The organism is Pseudomonas sp. MWU13-2105, from assembly GCF_023242315.1.
Taxonomy (GTDB): Bacteria; Pseudomonadota; Gammaproteobacteria; order Pseudomonadales; family Pseudomonadaceae; genus Aquipseudomonas.
This window is the reverse complement of sequence record NZ_JALLIY010000003.1, coordinates 160207-183363: the sequence shown is the minus strand read 5'-3', so window position 1 is coordinate 183363 and position 23157 is coordinate 160207. Positions and strand designations below refer to the sequence as shown.

General features: G+C 63.3%; 22 protein-coding genes. 9 read left to right on the top strand and 13 right to left on the bottom strand.

The window, feature by feature from the left end; all coding sequences use genetic code 11:
- Window positions 1-42 precede the first annotated feature (42 nt).
- From M5B96_RS05650 to M5B96_RS05635, 4 genes are read right to left on the bottom strand one after another with little or no spacing between them, the layout of a single operon-like run.
- A complete protein-coding gene (locus tag M5B96_RS05650) occupies window positions 43-1254 on the bottom strand; it encodes a CaiB/BaiF CoA transferase family protein (protein WP_248795679.1) in 1212 nt (403 codons plus the stop codon).
- Window positions 1254-2603, bottom strand: coding sequence for an MmgE/PrpD family protein (locus M5B96_RS05645; protein ID WP_248795677.1), 1350 nt, complete (start codon window positions 2601-2603; stop codon window positions 1254-1256). The genes M5B96_RS05650 and M5B96_RS05645 overlap by 1 nt, the downstream gene beginning before the upstream one ends.
- Window positions 2604-2613: 10 nt before the next feature.
- Window positions 2614-3777 carry an acyl-CoA dehydrogenase family protein gene (locus tag M5B96_RS05640; protein WP_248795676.1) on the bottom strand — a complete coding sequence of 388 codons (1164 nt, stop codon included), beginning with the start codon at window positions 3775-3777 and terminating at the stop codon, window positions 2614-2616.
- Between the two features lie 25 nt (window positions 3778-3802).
- On the bottom strand, window positions 3803-4630 hold the full coding sequence (locus M5B96_RS05635) for a MaoC family dehydratase N-terminal domain-containing protein (RefSeq protein ID WP_248795675.1): 828 nt from the start codon (window positions 4628-4630) through the stop codon (window positions 3803-3805).
- Window positions 4631-4773: 143 nt separating this feature from the next.
- Between M5B96_RS05635 and M5B96_RS05630 the strand changes: the two genes are divergently transcribed.
- Both M5B96_RS05630 and tal read left to right on the top strand, forming a co-directional pair.
- On the top strand, window positions 4774-5667 hold the full coding sequence (locus tag M5B96_RS05630; protein WP_248795674.1) for a LysR family transcriptional regulator: 894 nt from the start codon (window positions 4774-4776) through the stop codon (window positions 5665-5667).
- 132 nt (window positions 5668-5799) lie between these two features.
- Window positions 5800-6720 carry a transaldolase gene (gene tal / locus M5B96_RS05625; protein WP_248795673.1) on the top strand — a complete coding sequence of 307 codons (921 nt, stop codon included), beginning with the start codon at window positions 5800-5802 and terminating at the stop codon, window positions 6718-6720.
- 205 nt (window positions 6721-6925) lie between these two features.
- Here the strand turns inward: tal and M5B96_RS05620 are convergent, their stop codons facing one another.
- Window positions 6926-7129, bottom strand: coding sequence for a co-regulatory protein PtrA N-terminal domain-containing protein (locus tag M5B96_RS05620; RefSeq protein WP_248795672.1), 204 nt, complete (start codon window positions 7127-7129; stop codon window positions 6926-6928).
- A gap of 217 nt (window positions 7130-7346) precedes the next feature.
- Between M5B96_RS05620 and M5B96_RS05615 the strand changes: the two genes are divergently transcribed.
- A complete protein-coding gene (locus tag M5B96_RS05615; protein ID WP_248795670.1) occupies window positions 7347-8243 on the top strand; it encodes a LysR family transcriptional regulator in 897 nt (298 codons plus the stop codon).
- Window positions 8244-8246: 3 nt separating this feature from the next.
- Here the strand turns inward: M5B96_RS05615 and M5B96_RS05610 are convergent, their stop codons facing one another.
- The 3 genes from M5B96_RS05610 to M5B96_RS05600 all read right to left on the bottom strand — a co-directional run bounded on the left by M5B96_RS05610 (window position 8247) and on the right by M5B96_RS05600 (window position 12727).
- Window positions 8247-9491: an HD-GYP domain-containing protein gene (locus M5B96_RS05610; protein ID WP_248795669.1), complete on the bottom strand. Its 1245-nt coding sequence runs from the start codon at window positions 9489-9491 to the stop codon at window positions 8247-8249.
- A 51-nt stretch (window positions 9492-9542) separates the two neighbouring features.
- On the bottom strand, window positions 9543-11165 hold the full coding sequence (locus M5B96_RS05605; protein ID WP_248795667.1) for a methyl-accepting chemotaxis protein: 1623 nt from the start codon (window positions 11163-11165) through the stop codon (window positions 9543-9545).
- A gap of 281 nt (window positions 11166-11446) precedes the next feature.
- Entirely contained in the window at window positions 11447-12727 is a 1281-nt protein-coding gene (locus tag M5B96_RS05600; RefSeq protein WP_248795665.1) for an HAD family hydrolase, read from the bottom strand.
- 260 nt (window positions 12728-12987) lie between these two features.
- On the opposite strand from M5B96_RS05600, the gene M5B96_RS05595 reads away from it, so the two are divergent.
- Window positions 12988-13758: a DeoR/GlpR family DNA-binding transcription regulator gene (locus M5B96_RS05595; RefSeq protein ID WP_248795663.1), complete on the top strand. Its 771-nt coding sequence runs from the start codon at window positions 12988-12990 to the stop codon at window positions 13756-13758.
- Window positions 13759-13769: 11 nt separating this feature from the next.
- Here M5B96_RS05595 and M5B96_RS05590 read toward each other — a convergent pair whose 3' ends face one another.
- Both M5B96_RS05590 and M5B96_RS05585 read right to left on the bottom strand, forming a co-directional pair.
- Window positions 13770-14402, bottom strand: coding sequence for a PQQ-binding-like beta-propeller repeat protein (locus tag M5B96_RS05590; protein ID WP_248795660.1), 633 nt, complete (start codon window positions 14400-14402; stop codon window positions 13770-13772).
- A gap of 9 nt (window positions 14403-14411) precedes the next feature.
- Window positions 14412-15632: a helix-turn-helix domain-containing protein gene (locus tag M5B96_RS05585; protein ID WP_248795658.1), complete on the bottom strand. Its 1221-nt coding sequence runs from the start codon at window positions 15630-15632 to the stop codon at window positions 14412-14414.
- Between the two features lie 122 nt (window positions 15633-15754).
- On the opposite strand from M5B96_RS05585, the gene M5B96_RS05580 reads away from it, so the two are divergent.
- The 3 genes from M5B96_RS05580 (at window position 15755) to M5B96_RS05570 (ending at window position 18585) form a co-directional block, all read left to right on the top strand.
- A complete protein-coding gene (locus M5B96_RS05580) occupies window positions 15755-16552 on the top strand; it encodes a DUF899 domain-containing protein (RefSeq protein ID WP_248795655.1) in 798 nt (265 codons plus the stop codon).
- Window positions 16553-16590: 38 nt separating this feature from the next.
- Window positions 16591-16824 carry a hypothetical protein gene (locus M5B96_RS05575; protein ID WP_248795653.1) on the top strand — a complete coding sequence of 78 codons (234 nt, stop codon included), beginning with the start codon at window positions 16591-16593 and terminating at the stop codon, window positions 16822-16824.
- 114 nt (window positions 16825-16938) lie between these two features.
- Complete coding sequence (locus M5B96_RS05570; protein WP_248795650.1) at window positions 16939-18585, top strand: SulP family inorganic anion transporter; 1647 nt, start codon at window positions 16939-16941, stop codon at window positions 18583-18585.
- A gap of 29 nt (window positions 18586-18614) precedes the next feature.
- Here the strand turns inward: M5B96_RS05570 and M5B96_RS05565 are convergent, their stop codons facing one another.
- Both M5B96_RS05565 and yghU read right to left on the bottom strand, forming a co-directional pair.
- Window positions 18615-18800 (bottom strand): ribbon-helix-helix protein, CopG family, encoded by a 186-nt coding sequence (locus M5B96_RS05565; RefSeq protein ID WP_218222959.1) that lies wholly within the window; start codon window positions 18798-18800, stop codon window positions 18615-18617.
- Between the two features lie 133 nt (window positions 18801-18933).
- Entirely contained in the window at window positions 18934-19812 is an 879-nt protein-coding gene (yghU, locus tag M5B96_RS05560; RefSeq protein WP_248795648.1) for a glutathione-dependent disulfide-bond oxidoreductase, read from the bottom strand.
- Window positions 19813-20000: 188 nt separating this feature from the next.
- On the opposite strand from yghU, the gene M5B96_RS05555 reads away from it, so the two are divergent.
- Window positions 20001-20474, top strand: coding sequence for a MarR family winged helix-turn-helix transcriptional regulator (locus tag M5B96_RS05555; protein ID WP_248795646.1), 474 nt, complete (start codon window positions 20001-20003; stop codon window positions 20472-20474).
- 16 nt (window positions 20475-20490) lie between these two features.
- Here M5B96_RS05555 and M5B96_RS05550 read toward each other — a convergent pair whose 3' ends face one another.
- A complete protein-coding gene (locus M5B96_RS05550; protein ID WP_248795644.1) occupies window positions 20491-21462 on the bottom strand; it encodes a LysR family transcriptional regulator in 972 nt (323 codons plus the stop codon).
- Window positions 21463-21641: 179 nt separating this feature from the next.
- Here M5B96_RS05550 and M5B96_RS05545 point away from each other — a divergent pair, with 179 nt between their 5' ends.
- Complete coding sequence (locus M5B96_RS05545) at window positions 21642-23156, top strand: MFS transporter (RefSeq protein ID WP_248795642.1); 1515 nt, start codon at window positions 21642-21644, stop codon at window positions 23154-23156.
- The last annotated feature ends 1 nt before the right edge of the window (window position 23157 follow it).

Sequence of the window (23157 nt, the reverse complement as noted above, 5' to 3'; positions counted from 1 at the left end):
TGCGGCGTTCCGACAAGCCCGCTCGCCACAAGGTGTATGGCCTCAGACCACACCATCAGCCCGCAGCTGCTCCATCGCCTCGGCGGAAAACCCCAGCTCGCCAAGAATCGCCGCGGTGTGCTCGCCCAACCCCGGCACCGCATCCATTCGCGGCGCAAACGCCGCGTTGCGCGCCGGCGGCAGCAGTGCCGGCAGTTTCCCCGACGGACTCCCGACTTCGCGCCAACCATCCCGGGCCTTGAGCTGCGGGTGCTCCCACACGCCCTGCATGTCATTGACCCGGGCATTGGCGATCTGCGCCTCTTCCAACCGGGCAATCACCTGCCCGGTGCTGAGCCGGGCAAAGCTGTCGACGATGATCTGGCGCAACACCTCGCGATTGGCCGAACGCTTGAAGTTGGCCGAAAAACGCTCGTCCACCGCCAACTCCGGGGTCAGCAGCACCTTGTCGCAGAACGCCGCCCATTCACGCTCGTTCTGCAAGCCGAGCATCACCGTGCCGCCGTCGCCCGCCGGAAACGGGCCATAGGGATAGATAGTCGAATGTGCCGCGCCGGCCCGTGGCGGTGGCGCGGCACCGTCGAAGGCGTAATACATCGGGTAGCCCATCCACTCCACCAGGCTTTCCAGCATGCTGACGTCGATGCGGCTACCCTCGCCGGTTTTCTCCCGCAGCAACAAGGCCGAGAGGATGCCGCTGTAGGCGTACATGCCGGCGGAGATATCAGCGATGGAACAGCCGGCCTTGGCCAGTTCCTCCTCGCCCGGCCCGCCGGTCACCGAAAGAAAACCGCCCTCGCTCTGGATAAGCAGGTCGTAGGCCTTTTTCTTCTCATAAGGGCCACCCTCGCCATAACCGGAAATATCGCAAACGATCAACCGCGGAAAGCGCTCGTGCAGGGCGTCGAAGGACAAGCCCATGCGCGCGGCCGCCCCCGGCGCGAGGTTCTGCACCAGGACGTCGGCCTGCCCCAGCAGATTGTCGAGAATACCGCCGGCCTGATCCTGCTTGAGGTCCAGGGTCAGGCTTTCCTTGGAACGGTTGGTCCAGACGAAGTGCGAAGCCAGGCCGCGAACACGCTCGTCATAGCCGCGGGCAAAGTCGCCGCTGCCGGGGCGCTCGATCTTCACCACCCGTGCGCCCAGATCCGCCAGTTGGCGCGTGCAGAACGGCGCGGCAATCGCGTGTTCGAGACTGATCACGGTGATGCCGTCCAACGGGCGCGGTGCCGCGGTATTTGCTGCCGTAGTCATCAGCGCAGCTCCTTCAAGTCAGTAGTGTTGCGCAGGTCCCAGACCTGGCGGATCAAGCCTTCGGCCTGCTCGGGCGAACGCGCGCCGGAGAACTGCAGCAGACGACGGAACTTGTCTTCCAACTCGGCCCGCGACAGGCTGTTGCCGGGATCGCCCTTGGGCTCATTGATCGCGCCGTACAGGGTCCGTCCGTCAACCGTGCTGAGCACCACCCGGCCCAACCAGCGTTGGGGATAGGCAGCGTCAACTTCCGGATCCAGGCTCATGCTGACCTTCTGGCGAAACGCCGAGACCGCCGGATCGGTCAATGACAGCTGGTGAAACTCCGGCAGGCCGGCCTTGCCGTGCACGGCGATCAGGCCCAGTACGGTGCCCATGGAGAACTTGGCCTGGTGCACGCTCTGCGGCACCTTGACCCGTCCCAGCACATCGATGGCGCCCTGATGCACCCGGGTTTCCACATGCTGGATCTGTTCATGGCCCAAGCCTTCCTGCCTCATCAGCTCCAACAGCGCATCGGCGGCCGGATGGGTATGGCGGCAGGAGGCATGGAACTTGAACGAGGTTTCCACCAGCGCCCAACGGCTGCCCAGGCGGTCGGACAGCCTGGTCGGATCGGCATCGCTGGACATGCCGGCGGCCAGGCCCTGGTCGCCTTCGAGAATATTGCGCGCGCCAGTCAGGCCATCAGCCGTCAGGTAAGCTGCCAACAAACCATCCGCGGCCGCCTTGGCGGTATGCAACTGCTTGGAGTCGGCGGCATCACGGAGGAACTCCCAGAGCCCGGCGGCCTGGGTGCCGGCGCTGCCCAGCAAGTTGCTGAACTGCTCCTGGTCGAAGTCCATCAGCTTGCCCACGGCGACCGCCGCCGCCAGGGTGCCGACAGTGGCCGTGGTGTGGAAGATCCGGTAGTGGGAACGGCCAAGGAACTCACCGATACGAATCCCCGCCTCATAACCGGCCACCGCCGCCAGCAGCAACTCGCGACCGGACTTGCCCAGGTCCTGGGCCGCCGCCAGGGCCGCCGGGAACACCACCGTGGCCGGGTGCAGCACGGAACTGTTGTGCAGGTCGTCCTGCTCCACCAGATGGGACGACGCGGCGTTCACCAGGGCGGCGAAATACGCCGAGCTGCCCTGGCCATTGACCAGGATCCGCGCCGGACCGTCCGTCGGCCCCATCTTGCGCGCATAGGCCTCGAACAGCGGAATCGGGTGGGCGCCCTGGCTGGCCAGGGCCGAGGCCAACCAATCGAGGAACAGGTCTTCAGTGCGTTCGAACACCGCTGGCGGCACCTGCTCATAACGCAGGCCGGCAAGGAATTCGCAAAGGGCTTGGGTATGGCTCATGCTCGGTTCCTCAGAAGCTGCGCGGCAGTTCGAGCAGGTGCTCGGCCACGTAGGACAGGATCAGGTTGGTGGAGATCGGCGCTACCTGGTACAGGCGGGTCTCGCGGAACTTGCGCTCGACGTCGTATTCGCAGGCAAAGCCGAAACCGCCGTGGGTCTGCAGGCAGGCGTTGGCCGCTTCCCAGGACGCCTTGGCCGCCAGGTACTTGGCCATGTTGGCGCTGGCCCCGGCGTTCTGCCCGCTGTCGTATTCCTCGCAGGCGCGCCAGCGCATCAGATCGGCGGCCTCGATCTCGATATGCGCTTCGGCAATCGGGAACTGCACGCCCTGGTTCTGCCCGATGGGCCGGCCGAACACCACCCGGTCGCGGGCATAGGCGCTGGCTTTTTCGATAAACCAGCGACCGTCGCCGATGCACTCGGCGGCGATCAGCGTGCGTTCGGCATTCAGGCCGTCGAGGATGTAGCGGAAGCCCTTGCCTTCTTCGCCAATCAGGCTGTCGGCCGGGATTTCCAGGTTGTCGAAGAACAGCTCGTTGGTCTCGTGGTTGACCATATTGGCGATCGGCTGCACCGTCAGGCCGTTGCCGATGGCCTCGCGCAGGTCGACCAGGAAAATCGACATGCCCTCGGACTTCTTCTGCACCTCGGCCAGGGGCGTGGTCCGGGCCAGCAGGATCATCAGGTCGGAATGCTGGACCCGCGAGATCCAGACCTTCTGCCCATTGATCACATACTTGTCGCCACGCTTGACCGCGGTGGTCTTGATCTTGGTGGTGTCGGTACCCGTGGTGGGTTCGGTGACGCCCATCGATTGCAGGCGCAACTCGCCACTGGCCAGCTTCGGCAGGTAGAAGCTTTTCTGCGCCGCGCTGCCGTGGCGCAGCAGGGTAAACATGTTGTACATCTGGCCGTGCACCGTGCCGGAGTTGCCGCCGCAGCGGTTCACTTCTTCAAGGATCACCGAGGCTTCGGCCAGGCCCAGGCCGGAGCCGCCGTATTCGGCCGGAATCAGCGCCGCCAGCCAGCCGGCGTCGGTCAGTGCCTTGACGAAAGCTTCGGGAAAACCCTTTTCCTCATCGACCTTGCGCCAGTAAGCCGCATCGAATTCGGCGCATAGAGCACGTACGCCCTCGCGAATGGCATTGAGTTCTTCGTTGTTATTCGGATTCATCGGGGTGATAGCCTTTTTTTTATTGTCAGTCGAAGTGCACTTCAGCCTGCTGGGCCAGGCCGGCGGCGTTGCCGGCCCATACTTGGGCAACCCCGGGACTGAGGATCCGGCCGCCGACTTCGAAGGGTTGCGGGGCAATCAACGGGCGCACGCCGCGATAGGAAAAGCGCCGCAGGGTCGCTTGCGGGTTGGCCCGGCAGAACGCCCGCAGGTTCAGGGTCGCGATCATCGGACCATGCACCACCAGGCCCGAATAGCCTTCGGTGCCGGTGACATAAGGGAAGTCGTAATGGATGCGGTGACCGTTGAAGGTCACGGCGCTGTAGCGAAACAGCAGCGTCGGCGTCGGCTCCACGGCTTCGCGCCACTCACCCTCGATCAGTGCTTCGCCACTGCTCTGCTTGGGCGGCGTGGGTTCGCGGTAGACGATGTCCTGCTCTTCGCGAATCGCCAGCCGGCCGTCCTGGGAGTATTCATGCCGTACGGTGACGAACAGCAACGCACCGCTGCGGCCGTGCTTTTCCTCGATATGGCTGATGGTCGACAGCCGGGTGGCATCGTGACCAGCACGCAGATGCTCGAAAAACTCGAGACGCCCGCCGGCCCACATGCGATTGCGATTGTCCGCTGGCGGCAGGAAGCCACCACGGGCCGGGTGACCGTCACCGCCCAACAGGCTCTCGGCCACCGGCTCCTGGAAGAAACACCATTGCCACAGCGGCGGCAACGCCTCGCCATGGGCCGGGGCCGATTCGCCAAAGGTCGCGGCGATACGCTTGAGCAGATTACGGCTCAATTGGTCATGGGCTTCTTCGGTCCGTCCTAGCCAGGCACTCAGATCCGTCACACTCATGGAAGGTTTTCTCCTTGCCGGTTGTTGTCATGAACCGATGATGCAAGGTGCCGCCCGTTCCGAGAATTTGCATTTCTATAAGCCGGCGTTCAGTTATGCTGAACGCCAACCTCCCAGCCGCTGGCCCTGACCGGAGTCGCCCCATGCATTTCGACCTGGCGGATCTACGCCTCTTCATCCATATCGCCGAATCGCCGAGCCTGACCCAGGGCGCCCGGCGCGCCTTTCTCTCGCCGGCCGCCGCCAGCGCGCGGATCAAGGCCCTGGAAGGCCAACTCGACACCCGCCTGCTGTACCGCGACAGCCGTGGCGTGGAAGTCACCCCGGCCGGCCAGCGCCTGTTGCAACATGCGCGATTGATCATGCGCCAGGTCGATTACCTGAAAAGCGAGTTCACCAGCTATGGCGGCGATTCCGCCGGGCATATCCGCATCTTCGCCAACACCACGGCGGTGACCGAGTTCCTCCCGGAAGTGCTGGCCGGTTTTCTCTCGCAACGCCCCGGGGTGACGGTGGACCTGCAGGAGCGGCTGTCACGGGATATCGTCCGCGGCGTACTCGATGGCACCACCGACATGGGCATCATCGCCGGCCCGGTGGAAGCCAGCGGCCTGCAGGTGATGCACTTCAGCACCGACCGCCTGGCGCTGATCGTGCCGGTGGACCACCCGTTGGCGACACAACAGTCGGTGACCCTCGGCCAGACCCTGGCGTTCCAGCATATCGGCCTGCACGAAGGCAGCACCTTGCTAAGCTTTTTGCGCGAGCATGTCGAACGGCTCGGCAAGACCTTGTCGCTGCGTATCCAGGTCTCGAGTTTCGAGGCGATCTGCCGCATGGTCGAAGCCGGCGTCGGTATCGGCATCATTCCCGAGTCCGCCGCCGTGCGGCACAGCCGGACCATGGAACTGGTGACCGTGGCCCTGGACGAACCCTGGGCAATTCGCGAGCGCAGTATTCTGGTGCGCGAACTGGAAGCCCTGCCCGGGACCATCCGCGCCCTGATCGCCACGCTGATGCCCGCTACACAAACCTGAACCGTCCTACACTTTGGGTTGCGCAAACCCCTGGTTCGGCGGCATTCTTGAAGGCATTCGACTGACAGAACTTTTCACCGCAGCCGCACTCAATCAGTGCATGGATCCACGCCCTTCCCGACAGAGACGCTCATGACTTCGAAGCTTGCACAACTCAAGCAATTCACCACCGTGGTCGCGGACACCGGCGACCTCGACGCCATCACCCGCCTCAAGCCCGTCGACGCCACCACCAACCCTTCGTTGCTGCTCAAGGCCGCGGCGCTGCCAGGCTACGCCGACCTGCTCAAGGCCGCCGTGGCCCACGCCAAGGGCGATGTCGGCCTGGCTTGCGATCATTTCGCGGTGTCCGTCGGCAGTGGCATTCTCAAAGCGATTCCCGGGCGCATTTCCACCGAAGTCGACGCTCGCCTGTCCTTCGATGAAAGCGCGCTGCTGAGCAAGGCCCACCAGTTGATCGAGCTGTACGACAAGGCCGGTGTCAGCCGTGACCGCGTGCTGATCAAGCTGGCTTCGACCTGGGAAGGCATCCGTGCCGCCGAGAAGCTGGAAAAGGATGGCATCCAGACCAACCTGACCCTGCTGTTCTCCTTCGCCCAGGCCGCGGCCTGCGCCGATGCCGGGGTGTTCCTGATCTCGCCGTTCGTGGGCCGTATCTACGACTGGTACAAGAAGTCCACCGGTAATGAATACAGCGGTGCCGACGATCCGGGCGTGCAGTCGGTAACGCGCATCTACAATTACTACAAATCCAACGACTACAAGACCGTAGTCATGGGCGCGAGCTTCCGCAACCTCAACCAGATCGAACAACTGGCCGGTTGCGACCGTTTGACCATCAGCCCGGACCTGCTGGAAAAGCTCGGCCAGGACGAAGGCCAGCTGGAACGTCGGCTGCTGCCGGGGGCGGCCGGTGAGCCGCGCCTGAACCTGACTGAAGCGCAGTTCCGCTGGGCCTCCAACGAAGACGCCATGGCCACCGAGAAACTCGCCGAGGGCATTCGCCAGTTTGCCCGTGACCAGGAAAAGCTCGAAGCCTTGCTGGCTCGGTAACCGCCGCTTTACTCTCGCCCAAGGCGACCCGGGCAGTCGGCTACTCCGCTACCCGGGACAATACTCGCTTCGGGTCCTGCTGCCACACGGCCAGTCAGCGACCCGCTTGATGCTGCTTGTTTCCTGATCCGGCGCCCCTCGACAGGCGTCAAACGCCTGCGGGGCGAACCGGCCGGCCTCTCGGCCCGACCGCCGACCCCCACCGTCAGTTGGTGCGATCGACGCTATCGGCCCCGGCCTGTTTGCCGGCGGCCACGGCCTGGGCTTTTTCAGACTGCTGGTAATGGGCCATGGAAACATCACGAGCCGCCTCCATGCGCGCCACGACCTTATCGCTGCCGCCTTCGGCCATGGCCGCAACAGAGGCAGTCATCAGGGTTACGATCAACAACGCTTTCAGGGATTTCATCAGTCACTCTCCAATAGTTTGAATGGGCCAGCTGGTGTTCTTGCTGACCTGGACTCATCCTATCGAGCGGTGTACTTCGGTCTGTTCCCCGCAAAATGAAATTTTTTACAGAATGCCCAACCCGGCAATACCCTCGGCGCGCGCCCTTCCAGGTGCTGGATAAGCTCAAGACAACGTCCTAGAATCGCTCGGGCATTGATTCTGGAAAAGAGACAATATGGATCGTATCGACTGCATGCGCGCTTTCGTCGCCACCGTCGGCGCCAATGGCTTTGCCGCCGCGGCCCGGGCCATGGATGTACCGCGTTCGAAAGTCAGCAAGCAGATCCAGGCGCTGGAAGAGGCCATTGGTGTGCAACTGCTGCAACGCACCACCCGCAGCCTGCACCTGACCGAGGCCGGCGCGGAATACTATGAGGCGGCCCGCGAGCTGCTCGCAGCCCTGGATGAAACCGAACAACGGGCCCGTGATGGCGTCGGTGAATTACGCGGCGTGCTGCGGGTCAACGCGCCCATGTCCTTCGGCCTGCGGCGGCTGGGGCCGCTGATCCCGCTGTTTCACCAGCAGCATCCGAACGTGGAACTGCAACTGGTGCTCAGCGACCAGCAAGTCGACCCGGTGCGCGGTGGCTTCGATGTCACCATCCGCATCGCCAGCCTGCCGGACTCGTCCCTGGTCGCCCGTCTGCTGGCCCCAGCGCCCCGGGTCATGGTGGCCTCGCCTGCCTACCTGGCACGAGCCGGCACACCGCGAACGCCGAAGGAGCTGACGGCCCACCAATGCCTGAACTACGGTTACCTGCAAAGCGGCGTCAGCCTGCAGCTGAGCAATGGCAAGGAAACCCAGCGGGTCAATGTCACCGGACCGCTACACGCCAACAACGGCGACCTGCTGGCCCAGGCGGCGCAAGCCGGCATGGGCATCGCCCTGCTGCCGGACTTTATCGTCGAAGATGCCCTGGCCGCCGGTACCCTGGTCCCGGTGCTGTGCGAATGGCAGGCCCCGGCGATCAGCATCAACGCGGTCTACCCCTCGTCGCGCCGGGTGCCGCAGAAGACCCGGGCCTTCATCGATTTCCTGGTAAGCGCGCTGGCGGTTCCGGCCACGACCTGACCCCTAGGCGGTATTGAAAATCGACTGCTTGCCGATGGAAATGCCCGACCACAGCTCGTCCAGGTGCTTGAACCCCCACTTCTTGAGCGACTCCAGGCTGGCGATCGAGTCCTGTTCGCCGACCACGGCGAGATCGATGACGCTCTGCGCGATCGGCATTCGCAGTTTCGCCGAGTAAAACACCTTCACCCGCGGGGTCAGCAATGATTGCTCGTGTTGTTCCATGACGATCGCCAGGCGACCGCTGTGCAACAGCACCAGCGCCCCCACCGGATAGATCCCGATGCAGCGGACAAAGGCATGGAAGACCTGCTCATCGAATTGGCCTTTTTGATCGGCCATTTTTCGAATGGCCTCGGCCGCCGTCCAGGCCTGCTTGCCATGGCGCTCGGAGGTCACCGAGTCATAGCTGTCACACACCGCGGCCATCCGCGAAAACAGGCTGATCTGCGTGCCGCAGAGCTTGTGCGGATAACCGCTGCCATCGACTCTCTCGTGATGATGCAGGCAGACATCCACCACCCGCGGGCTGAAATGGTGGGTATCGAGCAGCAGCTTCGCGCCGATCTCGGGATGTCGGCGCAGGCTGTCGAATTCGGCTTCAGTGAGCGGCGCGGCTTTATTGAGTAACTCCGCCGGCACCATCATCTTGCCCACTTCGTGGAGGATGCCGGCCATGCCGGCCTCTTTCACCAGGCCCGCGGGCAGGTTCAGCCGGTAGGCCAGGCTCATCATCAGGGCACACACCGCCACCGAATGCATATAGGTGTATTCATCGCTGGTCTTGAGCCGGGCCAGGCTGATCAATGCATCGGGGTGACGGATCAGCGAATCCGAGATATCGGCGATCAGGCGGGTAATCTGCTCGGGATGAACCGCCCGGCCCATGCGCAGGTCACTGAACAGGCTCAGTACCGCGGCCTTGGTCCGGGCACACAGGCTCAAGGCCTGGATCACCTCATCGCTCATGGCAATCCGCGGACGCTGGCGTGGGCGCTCCTGTGCCGGGATCAGCAGCGGTTCGAGCGTCGGCACGGCTGGCGAAGGCAACTCCTCGGCCTGGATGTCCAGCCCCTGGCTGGTATCTATCCAGAGCGCGGCGAGACCGGAGGCACGGATTTTCCGCAGGTCCTCTTCGTTATCGAGCAGAAAGTGACTGCGCCAGAACGGGTGATCCATCCACGAGCCGCAAAAGGATTGCACATACATGCCGACACGAAGCTCGCTCACCTGTATCTGTTTTAGCATGACCAACGTCCTGGTTTCCCATCACCCTGAAGCGCCTCGCTGGAGGTCCGGCTACAGTGAAAACCGCGAGATCAGGTGATTCAGGCTGCCCGCCAGTTTGGACAGTTCGCTACTGGCGATAGATGTCTGGCTGGCGGCCGACGAGCTTTGAATGGATAGATCGCGAATGCTCACCAGGTTGCGGTCGACCGACCTGGACACCTGCGCCTGCTGCTCGGACGCCGTGGCAATCAGCAGGTTCTTTTCATTGATATGCGCAATCGACAGGGTCACTTCCTTGATTGCCTGGCCCGTCTCGTGGGCCAGCGAGCGGGTCACCCGGGTTTCTTCGCTGCTGTGGTTCATCGACTCCACGGCCTTCTTCGAATCGAGTTGGATACCCTTGACCATCTGCTCGATTTCCTGGGTCGACTGCTGGGTCCGATGGGCCAGGGCACGTACCTCATCCGCCACCACCGCAAAGCCACGGCCCTGCTCGCCAGCCCGCGCGGCTTCGATGGCGGCGTTCAACGCCAGCAGGTTGGTCTGCTCGGCGATGGCGCCGATCACGTCGAGGACCTTGGCAATATGCAGGGCTTGCCCGGCCAAGCCTTCTATATCGGTTTTGGTCTGTTCGACACGACTGCTCAAGCGCTCGATGGAACCTATGGTTTCATCGACCCGATCCTGGACGATCCGTGCCGAGCTTTCCGAAGCCTGGGTGGACTGGGATGCCGAAACGGCATTCCTGGCCACCTCCTCGACGGCGGCGGTCATCTGGTTGACAGCGGTGGCGGCCTGGTCGGTTTCAATGCTCTGCTTTTGAATACCCGCCGTCGATTCCTGGGTAATCGCGCTCATCTGCTCAGCCGCCGAGGCCAGTTGCCGGGAAGAGTCGGAGATATGTTCGATGGTGTTCTTGAGACTCGAGCGCATGGCGGCCGCGACTGTCTGCAAGTCGGTGATTTCATCCCGTCCGCTGACCTCCACCTTACTCTTCAGGTCACCGTCGGCGATTTTCTGCATCGACAGGCGCAAGGCATTGATCGGCTGCGCGATACTGCGGGTGAACAGCAGCGCCACCGCGCAGGTGATCACCAGGGCCAGCACCATGAATACCAGCGTCAGCAGGAATGCGCTGTCATAGCTGGCGTTGGCCACCTGCCCCGAACGCTCGGCGCCCTCCTCGTTGATGGCCATCAGCGCTTCGATCGAAGTCTGCAGCTTTTTCGCCGCTTCGCTGGTGGTGTCGCGAATGAAGTGGGTCATGCTCTCGAAGGACGCGGTCTGGCTCATGCCTACCAGTTGATCGATCAGGTCCTGATAATTGCGCACATTAACGACGACCTGGTCATAAAGGCGTTTTTCCTCGGGGCTGGAAACCCGCGATGTGTATTTTTCGGTTTCCTGGCTCAGGGCGACTTTCAGCGCCTGCAATTTGTCCATGGAGCTTTTGCCCAGGCGCTCTTCATCCATGACAAAGCGACGCGCATCAAGGCGGTAGAGTTGCCCGGCATTCTGGATACGACTGGCCTGGCGCACACTCGGCAACCAGTCGGTTTGCAGCTTCAGCGAGGCATCGTGGATCTCCTTCATCCGATACAAGGAGGTCAGCCCGAGGCTGATCAGCAGAAGGCAGATCAGGCCGAAACCAAGGGCCGATCTGAGGGTCAACCTGATGTTCCTTGTCTTCATGAAACCACTCCGAGGCCAGGCTGCCAGAACGTTCAGTTGTAGGGGACACCGATTACTCCACCAGTGTAGTACGTCCCCCGCAAAAGACTGATCCCGACGCCTGAGCCGCATCGGATCGGTGCTGTCGCCCCCTCGTTACGTTCGAGTTTCCAGGGTGACAATGGCGACCAGGAGGAAGTCGTAGCGGAACAGTGCACATCGCACTGTCTTTTCAGGAAAGGGTCAACACGCTCATTACCGCGACCCGCGGGCAGCCTTGCGCCACCCGCGAGCCGACCGACTTACGCCAGCAGCTTGCGCTCGGTCTTGCCATATTTGATCGACTTTTCATCCGGGATCATCAACCCGGTCTGCTCATCGCGGCCCTGCAGGACGAAACGGGCGTCCGCCTTGCCCAACTGCTCGGCGGCCTTCTGGCTGTCGGCACCGATCTCGCCCTTTTTCATGCGGTTGACGATCACGCCCACGGCAGTGTCGTTGAAGTCACGCAGCATCCAGGCATCGCCGTCGCTGTCGCCGGCCACCAGCACCGGGCCATAACCCTTCTTCGCCACCAGCACATTCTTGATGCCGACGGTCTTGCCCGGGCCGTAGTTGAAGTGCCAGCCTGGCAGGTAGCTGCTGTCGTACTTGCCGTCTTTCATCGCCAGGCGCAGGCCGATCACGTTTTCCGGCGGCACGCCATAACCGTAGTTGGGATTGCCGGCGAATACCCGGACCACGTCATCGATGGACGCGGTGCTGACATACACGTCAATGCCGTTGGCCCGCAGCGTGTGCATCAGGCCACGGATTTCCTCATGGATACGGATGCCATGGAAGTGCGTGTCGGCGACCACCCCGGCCTTGCCCGGCAAGCTGCGCGGGCTCTCGTACTTGACCTTGCGCAGGCCGTCACCGAGGTCGTGGTTGTTGGAGGCCTCGGCCATCGCCTGCAACTCGGCGGTGGTCATGTTCTTGTAGAAGTAGATGATCCACTTGTAGCCGATCTCCACCGGATAGCTGTCGCAGATCGCGTCATACATGAAGTACAGCTTGGTGAAGAAGTCCTTGAACTGATCGCTGGCCTGGATTTCCTCGAGGCTCTTGCTGCCGGCCAGGCCCTGGTAGTTGGCGTGCAGCCAGCGGTAGTCGGCCTCGACGTCGGCGGCGATGTCCTCCATGTTCACAGGCTTGCCATCGACCGTGACGTAGTCCTTCATGAACGGGCCGTTCGGCACGTCCTGGCGCAACACAGCGGCAAACTCGTCGGGGCTGAGTTTGTACTGCAAATGGTTCATCTGGTAGACCAGCAGCGCCTCTTCACAGTCATTCATGATGCAGGTGTTGTCCCAGTCGAACACCGCGTACGGGCGCTTGTCCGGGTGATAGGACGCACTCTTCACGCCGTGCTGGTCGATCACCGCCTGCAGGCGTTTCTGGTTCAGCGGCGACCAGCGCGCCGGGTCCAATGCGCTCGGCACCGCCTTGGAGGTGGAGGCTTCGGCAAAACGACTGCTCAACAACAAGGGACTGACAACGGAAACGGCGGCAAGGGTGTTCAGAAACTGGCGACGCTGCATGGCATAACTCCTGGAATTAGAAGAATGGTCGCAAACGGGGCGACGGCGAGAGCGTGTTTCAAGACAAGGGCGCAGGGGACGGGCCGCCCGGCGACGAGGCTAGCGCCAAATGCATATAAATACAACAATGCCACAATATTACACATTTATGGCACATCGACACTTTCTGACCGACGGTAATCGGCCGCCGAACTTGACAGCGCTCCCCCGCCTCCCACAATGCGTGCTCGGATACTGATCCCAACGCAAGGACATGAGGCATGTGGCAAGAAGAGCGTTACCAGCGGATTCGTGCGCTGCTGGCAACCTTGCAGCGCGTGACCACCGACCGCATCGTCACGGAACTGAATGTTTCCCGCGAAACCGTGCGGCGTGACCTGGTGGCGCTGGAAGCCCTGGGCGAGTTGAAACGCATCCACGGTGGCGCGATCACGGTCGAGGACGAGGCGCCGATTGCCGAGCGGGCCCATATCAACGTCAAGTTCAAGCGTGACCTGGCCCGTGCCGCGGTGAGTTTGCTCAGCCATGGGCAGACGATCTTTATCGACGCCGGCACCACCACGGAGATTCTTGCCCAGGAGCTGGCCAAGCTGGGCGGGCTGACCGTGATCACCAACTCGTTCAACGTCGCGCTGCAACTGCGCGGCGGCAGCACGCCGGGTAGCCAGCACAACGAAGTGATCATCCTCGGCGGCTCCCTTGGCGACCGCGCACCGGCCACGGTGGGCGCAACCACGGTGGCGGAAATCGGCCGCTATCGCGCCGATCTCGCACTGCTCTCGCCGGTCGGGGTGGACGCCCACCACGGCGCCAGCAACTACGACCACCGCGAGAGCGAAGTGGCCCGGGCCATGGTCGAGCACGCCGAACGGGTGGTGATCCTCGCCGACTACAGCAAGCTGGGCGTGCAGAGCCGTATCAGCTTCTGCCCGACGGAACGCATCGACGTGCTGGTGACCAATCAGCGGGCCAGCGACGAGGCCGCGTTCGAGACCCTGAAAGCCGGATTCAAGGAGGTTATCCTGGCTTGATCGCCCGGGGCTTATCCTGGTCGACGGACCGCTCGGATCTTGCCGCTGTTCCCGCCGCCACAAAAAAACCGCTCCTGGCCATCCGACTCAAGCCCCGACACCCCCACGCCTGCGGGCATGGCGATGCGTTCCAGCAGTGCGCCCGTCTGCGGATCAACCCGCCGGACATCGCTCTTGTCGTCCTCCCAGGTGCCATGCCAAAGCTCGCCATCGACCCAGGTCACCCCCGTGACGAAGCGCTTCGATTCGATAATCCGCAGGACCGTACCGGTTTCAGGATCGACCTGGTGGATCCTGCGCCCCTGATACTCCCCGACCCAGAGCGTCCCCTCGGCCCAGGCCAGCCCGGAATCGCCGCCATTGCCGGGCGCCGGGATGCTCGAAAGCACTTCACCGGTGCGCGGATCGACCTTCTGGATACGGCCTTCGGCGATCTGGAACAGATACTGGCCATCGAACGCGGTACCGGCCTGTGCGGCGATATCAATCGAACGCACCAGTGCCCCGGTTTCCGGGTCCAGGGCGTTGAGCCGGTCGCCCGAGGCAAACCACACGTGCTGGCCGTCATAGGTCACCCCAGCAATCGAGTCGGCCCCCGGAAAAGGCCCATATTCACGCAGGATTTCAGCTTGAGAGTTTTTCATGACCTCAGTCTAGCCGTTGCTCGGCGGCCCCGGGAGTAACAAGGTTGACGGGAATCCCGGCACCGACGGCAGCGTCCAGCGGCGCGCCGGCCCACGGCCGAAACCTTGCACCTTGCCCGCCGCCGCCAGCTCATCGAGTGCTCGCTGCACCGTGCGCGGGCTGGTCCCCAGGGCCATCGCCAGGGCCGAACTCGACCACGATTCGCCATCGGCCAAAAGCGCGAGCACACGGCCATGCCGTTCCTCGACCGGTGGCGCCAGGATGACCACCTCATGGGCCTGTTGCAACGTGAGCACAAAGCCCTCCGCCGTCGCCCTCACTTGCGCGAAGGCGCGAATCTGGCCCCGCAGCCGGCCGAGCTCGACCCGCAGCCGAACTCGATGCGATTCATCGGCCTGCTTGCCCCGAAAGGCCCGGGCGATAAGGGCCTGGCGCGAAACAGCGCCTGGCCAGTTCTCGGCCAGGGCACGGAGCAACACGAACAAGATCGGCCGAGTCGCCAGCGATACCTGGATGTTGCCCTTACGCACCGTGTAGCGGCAGGCATCCACCACCAGCGCCGCCGAGGCGAACAGTGCCTCGACCTCCTCCAGCAGCAGGAAGCGCTCCTCACCCCGCGCGATCAGACGTGCCGCAGGCATTTGCAGCAGTTGGGAGACACTTTCGACTTCGGCGGCGAGTGAGCCAATGCCTGCCGCACGCGCGGCATGTTCCGCCCGCCACAGCGCAGCACGCGCCGTCGCCGTGTGCAGGCGGCGGATGGCGATCCCGGCGCGAACCAACTCGTAAGCGCTGCGCAATGGCGGCGCAAGCCTGCTCGGCTCAAGCTCGGCCAGGCGAAGTTCGGCCTGGTCGAGATGACCGGTCAACAGCAGGCGCCGGACTTCGAGGTGACACGCATGCGCGGCATTCAAGCGGTCGCCATGGGCCTCGAGAACCGCCCGCGCCTGGGCGAGGCTCTCGGCAGGCCAGCCCAGGTCACGCGACACCAGCGCGATCTCGGCTTCGGCGACGACGCAGCGCGCCCTCGCCACCGCCTCCTGTGGAGCGAAGGCACGAGCGGCCAGCTTGAGCAGTGCCCTTGCACGGACCAGATCACCCAACTGCGCCATGGCAATACCACGCAGCGCAAGCCCGGGCCCGTCATCGCGCAGGGCCACCCGCTTCAAGGCGCCGAGGACATCACCGCTGGCGAGCAGCCGCGCCGCCGCCGCGATCATCGCGTCCATGGCGATCCCGCCAAACTTGTCACTCCCACCATCCGCTGGGCCCGCCATAGCCTGTTCACGACCACCCGGTAAGCGCTCGTACGACCGATGGTACGACGAGCAATGGCAAATGGAGAACCATGATGACCACACAAAAGATAGGTACCCGCGAAGAATGGCTGGCGGCGCGACTCGAACTGCTCGCGGATGAAAAGGACCTGACCCGGCGCGGCGACGCCCTGGCCCGGCGCCGCCAGGCACTGCCCTGGGTCCGGATCGACAAGGCCTACCGCTTCGATACCCCGGCGGGCAGCGTCGCGTTGCCGGATCTGTTCAAGGGCCGCTCGCAGCTCCTCGTCTACCACTTCATGTTCGGGCCTGATTACAGCGCCGGCTGTCCGTCCTGTTCCTCGATCGCCGATGGTTTCAATGGCATCGTTGTCCATCTCGAACACCATGATGTCGCCTTTACCGCGATCTCGCGGGCACCGCTGGCCAAGCTGCAGGCGTTCAAGCAGCGCATGGACTGGAGCTTCGACTGGGCCAGCTCGTTTGGCAGCGATTTCAACAGCGACTTCAGCGTCTGGTTCAGCGAAGAACAGCAGCGCGAGGGTGGCATCGTCTATAACTATCTGCGCGAGGCACCGTTGGCCGGACCGCCGCGCGGCCAGACCATCCAGGAATGGCAGTTGCAAGGCAGCGAAAGTCCGATTGCCCGGATCGCCGCGACGACCGGCACCGACATCGCCACCTACACTCGTGACAGGCCCGGTATCAGTGCCTTCGTGCTCGAAAAGGGCGAGGTCTACCACACCTACTCCGCCTATGCTCGTGGGGTGGATGGCATCTGGGGCATGTATCAGTGGCTCGACCGCGCGCCCAGGGGCCGTAATGAACAGGGCATCTGGTGGCGTCGCCACGACGAATACGACCAGGAGTAGGCAGCATGTCCTTGTCCAGTCGAACAAAGGCAACCCCATTGACAGGAGCGCCCGTCAGCCATGCGCTGGGCCTGGCCGACTGGCTGGGCCTGGCGGGCGCGCCAACCTTCGCCATCATGGCGCTGCTCACGGCCAGCGACGCCCGCAGCGAAATGGCCTGTGCCGCCATGCCGGGACCATGGGCGCTGAACGGCATGGTGACGATGTACCTGATCATGAGCGCCTTCCACCTGCCGCCCTGGTTGCGGCTGATTGCCGGTCGCGTCGGCTGATCCACGATGGCGACCGGGGGGGGCCGGCAGCGCCGGGAATTGCAGGAATCCTATTGCTCTTTTATTATCATCACATGTTAATGTTATGCACATGACCCCTGCGGAGTAAGCGTCATGATTGCGATACGAGAAGCGTGGAAGTCCGGATTGCTGGGGCGCAAGCACTGGCCGCGCAACCTGGTCGCGGGCATTATCGTCGGGATCGTCGCGCTACCGCTGTCCATGGCCTTTGCCATCGCCTCGGGGGTCAAGCCCGAACAAGGCATCTACACCGCCATTGTCGGCGGCCTGCTGGTGTCCTTGTTCGGTGGCAGTCGCGTGCAGATCGCCGGCCCCACCGGCGCCTTCATCGTGATCCTCGCCAGCATCACCGCCCGCTACGGCATTGACGGCCTGCAGATCGCCACGTTCATGGCCGGGGCGATCCTGCTGCTGCTCGGTATCACCCGGCTGGGCGCCATTATCAAGTTTATCCCCGACCCGGTGATTGTCGGTTTCACCGCCGGCATCGGCGTGATTATCTGGGTCGGCCAATGGAAGGATTTCTTCGGCCTGCCGAAAATCGCCGACGGGCATTTCCATGAGCGGCTCTGGCACCTGTTCGAAGCGCTACCGAACCTTCATCCGGCGACGACCCTGCTGGCACTCCTGAGCCTACTGCTGGTGTTGCTCACGCCGCGCTTACCCGGGATGAAACGGGTGCCCGGGCCGCTGGTCGCGATGGTGGCCGCCACCGTCATACAGTCGATTTTCCAATTTTCCGGGGTAGCCACGATCGGCAGTGCGTTCGGCGGGATCCCCCAAGGGCTGCCGACATTGAGCCTGCCTGAGGTGACCTTGCCGCGAATCATCGAATTGATTGGCCCGGCGTTCGCCATCGCCATGCTGGGCGCCATCGAGTCGTTACTCTCGGCGGTGGTCGCCGATGGCATGGCCGGTACCCGGCATGACTCCAACCAGGAGCTGATCGGCCAGGGCATCGCCAACCTGCTCAGCCCCTTGTTCGGCGGCTTTGCTGCCACCGGGGCGATCGCCCGAACCGCCACCAATATCCGCAACGGCGGCAACAGCCCGCTGGCCGGATTGGCCCATGCGCTGACGCTGGTGCTGCTGATTTCGTTCCTCGCGCCGCTGGCTTCGAATATCCCGCTCTGCGCCCTCGCGGCCATCCTGTTTGTCGTGGCCTACAACATGAGCGAGCTGAAACACTTCAAGCGCATGCTCCAGCGGGCGCCACGGGCCGATATCGCGATCCTGCTGATCACCTTCCTGCTGACGGTCTTCAGCGACCTGACCATCGCGGTGAATATCGGCGTCATTCTCGCCATGCTGCAATTCATGCGGCGGATGGCGTCTTCGGTGGAAGTGCAGAAAATGGTCGGCAAGGACCTGGAAATCGAGCTGCGCCTCAATGGCCAGGTCGAACTGCCACCGAATGTGCTGGTGTATGGCATCGAGGGGCCGTTGTTCTTCGGCGCGGCGGAAACCTTCGAACGCGTCCTGGCGCAGACGCACACCGACCCCGGGACCCTGATCATTCGCCTGCATCACGTGCCCTTCATGGACATCACGGGCTTGCAGACCCTGCTCGAAGTCATCGAGCAGCTCCGCAACCGCAGCATTGTCGTGAAGTTGTGCGAAGCCAATGAGAAAGTCCTCGGCAAGCTGCGCAAGGCCGGGATACTCCAGGCGCTGGGGCCTGAGCACTATCATGCCGACTTCAATTCGGCCCTGAGCGCGGCCAAGCCAGCCGGGCAGTAACAACGCCCAACCCGTCATCAAGGGGCACGCTACTGCCCCTTGCCGACCGCCTTGCTTTGGGTCGAATAGGAAACACCGTGGGTTTCCAGGTAGTCGCGAATCAGCTGGCGAACCACCTGGGACGGCGTCAGGTCCTGAGCAGCGCAAAGCTCCTCAAGGGCCTTTTTCTTGACCGGGTCAATGAGGACGGTCAAGCGTGCAGTCTTGCTTTCCATGGAAGTGTCGACACTCTGGAGCGGCTTATGATAATCAAATTATAATAAGCGCACTCCCGGTTGTCACGCTCTTGCCCCCGGCCCGCGGTGCACAGCGCCTGGTTATCTTGCGCGGGCACCCTGACCGAGAGGTTTACTCACTTGCCACGGCCAGTTTGTCTTCGGTGCGGGTGGCGAAATCGCTCGCATCATGGCGCTCGCGCAACTGGCTGGAGAGCTCCCCGGAGACCCGGTTGACCATGCGTCCGCGTTGCACGGCGGGACGGACATCGATGGCATCGGCCCAACGCTGGACATGCGGGTAGTCCTGCACCGAGAGGAATTCCGCAGCGTCGTAGAGCCGGCCCTTCACCAGGCCGCCGTACCAGGGCCAGATCGCGATGTCGGCGATGCTGTACTCGCTGCCCGCGATGTATTCGCTGACCGCCAGCTGCTTGTCGAGCACATCGAGCTGGCGCTTGGTTTCCATGGCGAAACGGTCGATCGCGTATTCGATCTTCGTCGGCGCATAAGCATAGAAATGCCCGAAGCCGCCGCCCAGGTAGGGCGCGCTGCCCATCTGCCAGAACAGCCAGGACAGGCATTCGGCACGGGCCGCGGGCTCGGTCGGCAGGAACGCGCCGAACTTCTCGGCGAGGTACTGCAAGATCGCCCCCGATTCGAAGACCCGGATCGGTTGCGCAGCGCTGTAATCCATCAACGCCGGGATCTTGGAGTTCGGATTCACGCTGACGAAACCACTGCCGAACTGCTCGCCCTCGCCAATACGGATCAACCAGGCGTCGTATTCCGCCCCTGAGTGACCGAGGGCCAGCAGTTCCTCCAGCAGGATGGTGACCTTCTGGCCATTGGGCGTGGCCAGGGAATACAGCTGCAACGGGTGACGTCCGACCGGCAGTTCCTGGTCGTGGGTAGCACCGGCGATCGGTCGGTTGATACTGGCGAACTTGCCGCCATTCTCGCGGCTCCAGGTCCAGACCTTGGGTGGCAGGTATTCTGATGAGTGGGTCATGCTCGATAGATTCCTTTGACATCCGGCCATTAAAGAGGCATATGCCACGATATAGATTTTAGAGGCATACGCAAGTATATTTATTGCAAGACATGTCGACTCCGCCCCATGACCTGAAAACCCTTGTTCTCAGGGCTGTCACAGGCATAATTACTGGCTCGCCCCTTGCATTTGAGAGTGATCAGCCCTTGAAATGTGCGCCACCCAGTCCCGACGACTGCCAAGCCAGCAGTTGTGCCAACGGAGCCGTACGCCGTGCCTCCCGGCGCCTGGGACAAATCTATGACGAAGCGTTCGCACCTTGCGGCCTGAAGGCTACCCAGTACTCCCTGCTGTCGCATATCGCCCGCGCCGAGCAACCGAAAATGCGTGATCTGGCGCTGTGCCTGGTAATGGATCTTTCCGCCCTCGGCCATACCCTCAAGCCGCTGGTCCGCGACGGACTGGTGCTGGTGCAGGTGGACGAGCTCGACCGGCGCAGCCGGCGCGTGCTGCTGACCGAAGACGGCCGACGCAAATATGAAGAAGCCCGGCTGATCTCGCAACGGATGTCGTGTCGTTTCGAGCAGGCGTTCGGCGAGGAGGAAACCGTGCAACTGCGCAAGACCCTGGACTTTATCGCCTCGGATGATTTCGCCCGGTTACTGCTCGGCAGCGATTGATCCCCCGGATCAGCGCTCACCCGCCCTCGCGAGCCCGCTGGCTCTTGCTCCTGCGCGAATATAGACACTCCTGGGCAATGGTCGCGCGCAGCCGCGCCGCCTCCTGCTCAAGGTGCTCACACATGAAATCCACGAACACGCGAATCTTGCGCGACAGCTGACGGCTCGAAGGCCAGACGATGCTCATGCTGTCCGGCGGGATCAGATAGCCATGCAGCAGGCAGCGCAGCGAGCCATCGGCCAGCGCTTCGCGGGCGAGAAAATCCGGGATGACGCCCAGGCCAAACCCCTTGAGCAGCGCCGCAAGCACCATTTCCATATTGTTGCTGATCATCACCGTGCGGGTCCGAGGCTCCCGCGCGCCCTCCTCGCGCATTAACGGAAAGTCCAGCAGCTTGCCATTCTTGAAGTAGCGAAACCGCACCGCCAGGTGACCGTCCAGCTCAGCCGGGGCCTGCGGCGTGCCCTGCCGTTCCAGGTAGGCCGGCGCGGCACAGAGTACCGGTTGCACGCCCGGCAAGGGTCGGCTCATCAGGCGCGAGTCCGGCAGGTCGCCGCTGCGAATGACGATATCCATCCCCTCCTCGATCACATCCACCAGTTTGTCGCTGAAGTCGAGATCCAGTTCGATATCCGGATACTGCGCCATGAACGCCGTCAGGACCGACTGGAATAGCTGGTAGCTGGCCGCCGGCATGCTGATCCGCAAGCGCCCACGGGGGATTTCCGTGGACTGCGACAAGGTTGCCTGGGCGTCATCGAGGTCATCGAGGATGCGCCGGCAACGCTCCTGGAACACCCGGCCCTCGTCGGTCAGGCTGAGACTGCGGGTCGACCGTTGAAACAGCCGCACGCCCAACTGCTGTTCGAGCCGGGTCACCCCCTTGCCGACGGCCGAAGCCGACAACCCCAGCACCCTGCCCGCCGCCACGAAACTGCCCAGCTCGGCCGTGCGGATAAAGGCCATCAAGCCACTCAGTCGATCCACCTGCCCCTCCTATTCGATCCTTTTATTCCGATATGGGCGGAATATTTACCGCTTTTTGCCAGATTACTCGCTCCTTAAAATCCTTGCATGTTCTGACGGCCCGGGCAAACCAGCGAATCGCGGCCATCTGCCAACTCACCCAGGGCGCCTATACCCGCCCGCTACAAGGATCGCTCGACATGTCCATTCCACTCTTGCTGCAACAGCGGCTGATTCTGCTGGCCGTATGTCTCACGGCCATCACCATGCCCTTCAACTTCACCGCGGCAGCCGTTGCCCTGCCGGCCATTGGCCGGACCTTCGGCGGCTCGCCGATGGAATTGAACTGGGTCACCAACGCCTTCATGCTGACCTTCGGTAGCTGCCTGATGCTGGCCGGTGCACTGGCTGACAACTATGGTCGCAAGAAAGTCTTCATCAGCGGCGTCAGTGCTTTTGCCCTGCTCGCCGCAGCGCTGCCCTTCGCTCACAGCCTGGCGCTGTTCGACGTCCTGCGCGCGACCCAAGGGCTGGCCGCCGCGGCGGCCTTCTCCGGCGGCATGGCCGCCCTGGCGCAAGTCTTCGACGGCCCCGGACGCATCCGCGCCTTCAGTTTCGTCGGCACCAGTTTCGGTATCGGCCTGGCGTTCGGCCCCGTGGTCGCCGGCGCGATGATCGAGATGTTTGGCTGGCAGGTGATCTTCCTGTTGATCACCGTGCTGGCGGCCATCTCGCTGCTACTGGCCACGCGCTACATGCATGAGTCACGCAACCCCGAGGCGGCCGGCATCGACTGGCCTGGCGCGATCACTTTCACCTGGGCGCTGGGGATCTTCACCTATGCCATCCTCAAGGCACCGCAAAGCGGTTGGGCCGATCCGCTGGTGCTCGGGTTGTTCGCCGTCGCGCTGCTGTCCTTCGTCGCGTTCGTCGCGATCGAGCAGCGTGTCGCCCAGCCCATGCTCGACCTGACGCTGTTCCGCTTCCCGCGCTTCGTCGGCGTGCAACTGCTGGCGGCCGCACCGGCCTATTCCTTCGTGGTGCTGCTGATCATGCTGCCGATCCGTTTCGTCGGGATCGAAGGCATGAGCGAGGTCGCGGCCGGCTGGTTGCTGGTCGCTTTATCGGCGCCGCTGCTGGTACTGCCGATTGTCGCCGGCTACCTGACCCGCTGGTTGTCGCCCTCCACCTTGTGCGGCAGTGGCTTGCTGGTGTGTGCCGCCGGGCTGTTCTGGTTGAGCCATGTGCCGGTGGGCAGCAGTGCAACCGCGCTGGCCTGGCCGATGTTCGTGATCGGTGTCGGCATCAGCCTGCCCTGGGGCCTGATGGATGGCATGGCGGTCAGCGTGGTGCCCAAGGAGCGCGCCGGCATGGCCACCGGTATCTTCAGCACCACCCGGGTGGCCGGTGAAGGCGTCGCCATCGCCGTCGTCACGGCGCTGCTGTCGGCATTCACCGCCGGCCATCTCGGCGGCGCGGCGACGCCGGACATCGTCGGCGCCGCGCAGCATCTGGCCACTGGCGACCTGGCCGGCGCGGCACAATGGCTCCCCGCCGCCGGACGTGCCGCGCTGGCCGAGGGCTACAGCGCCGCGTTCAGCAGCTTGCTACGGGTACTGACCGTCATCACCGTGCTGACGGCTGCCGTGGTGTTTCTGTTTCTCGATCGCGGCTCGGTTGAGAATGAAGCGCCGGTACTCGATCAACCGGCCTGAG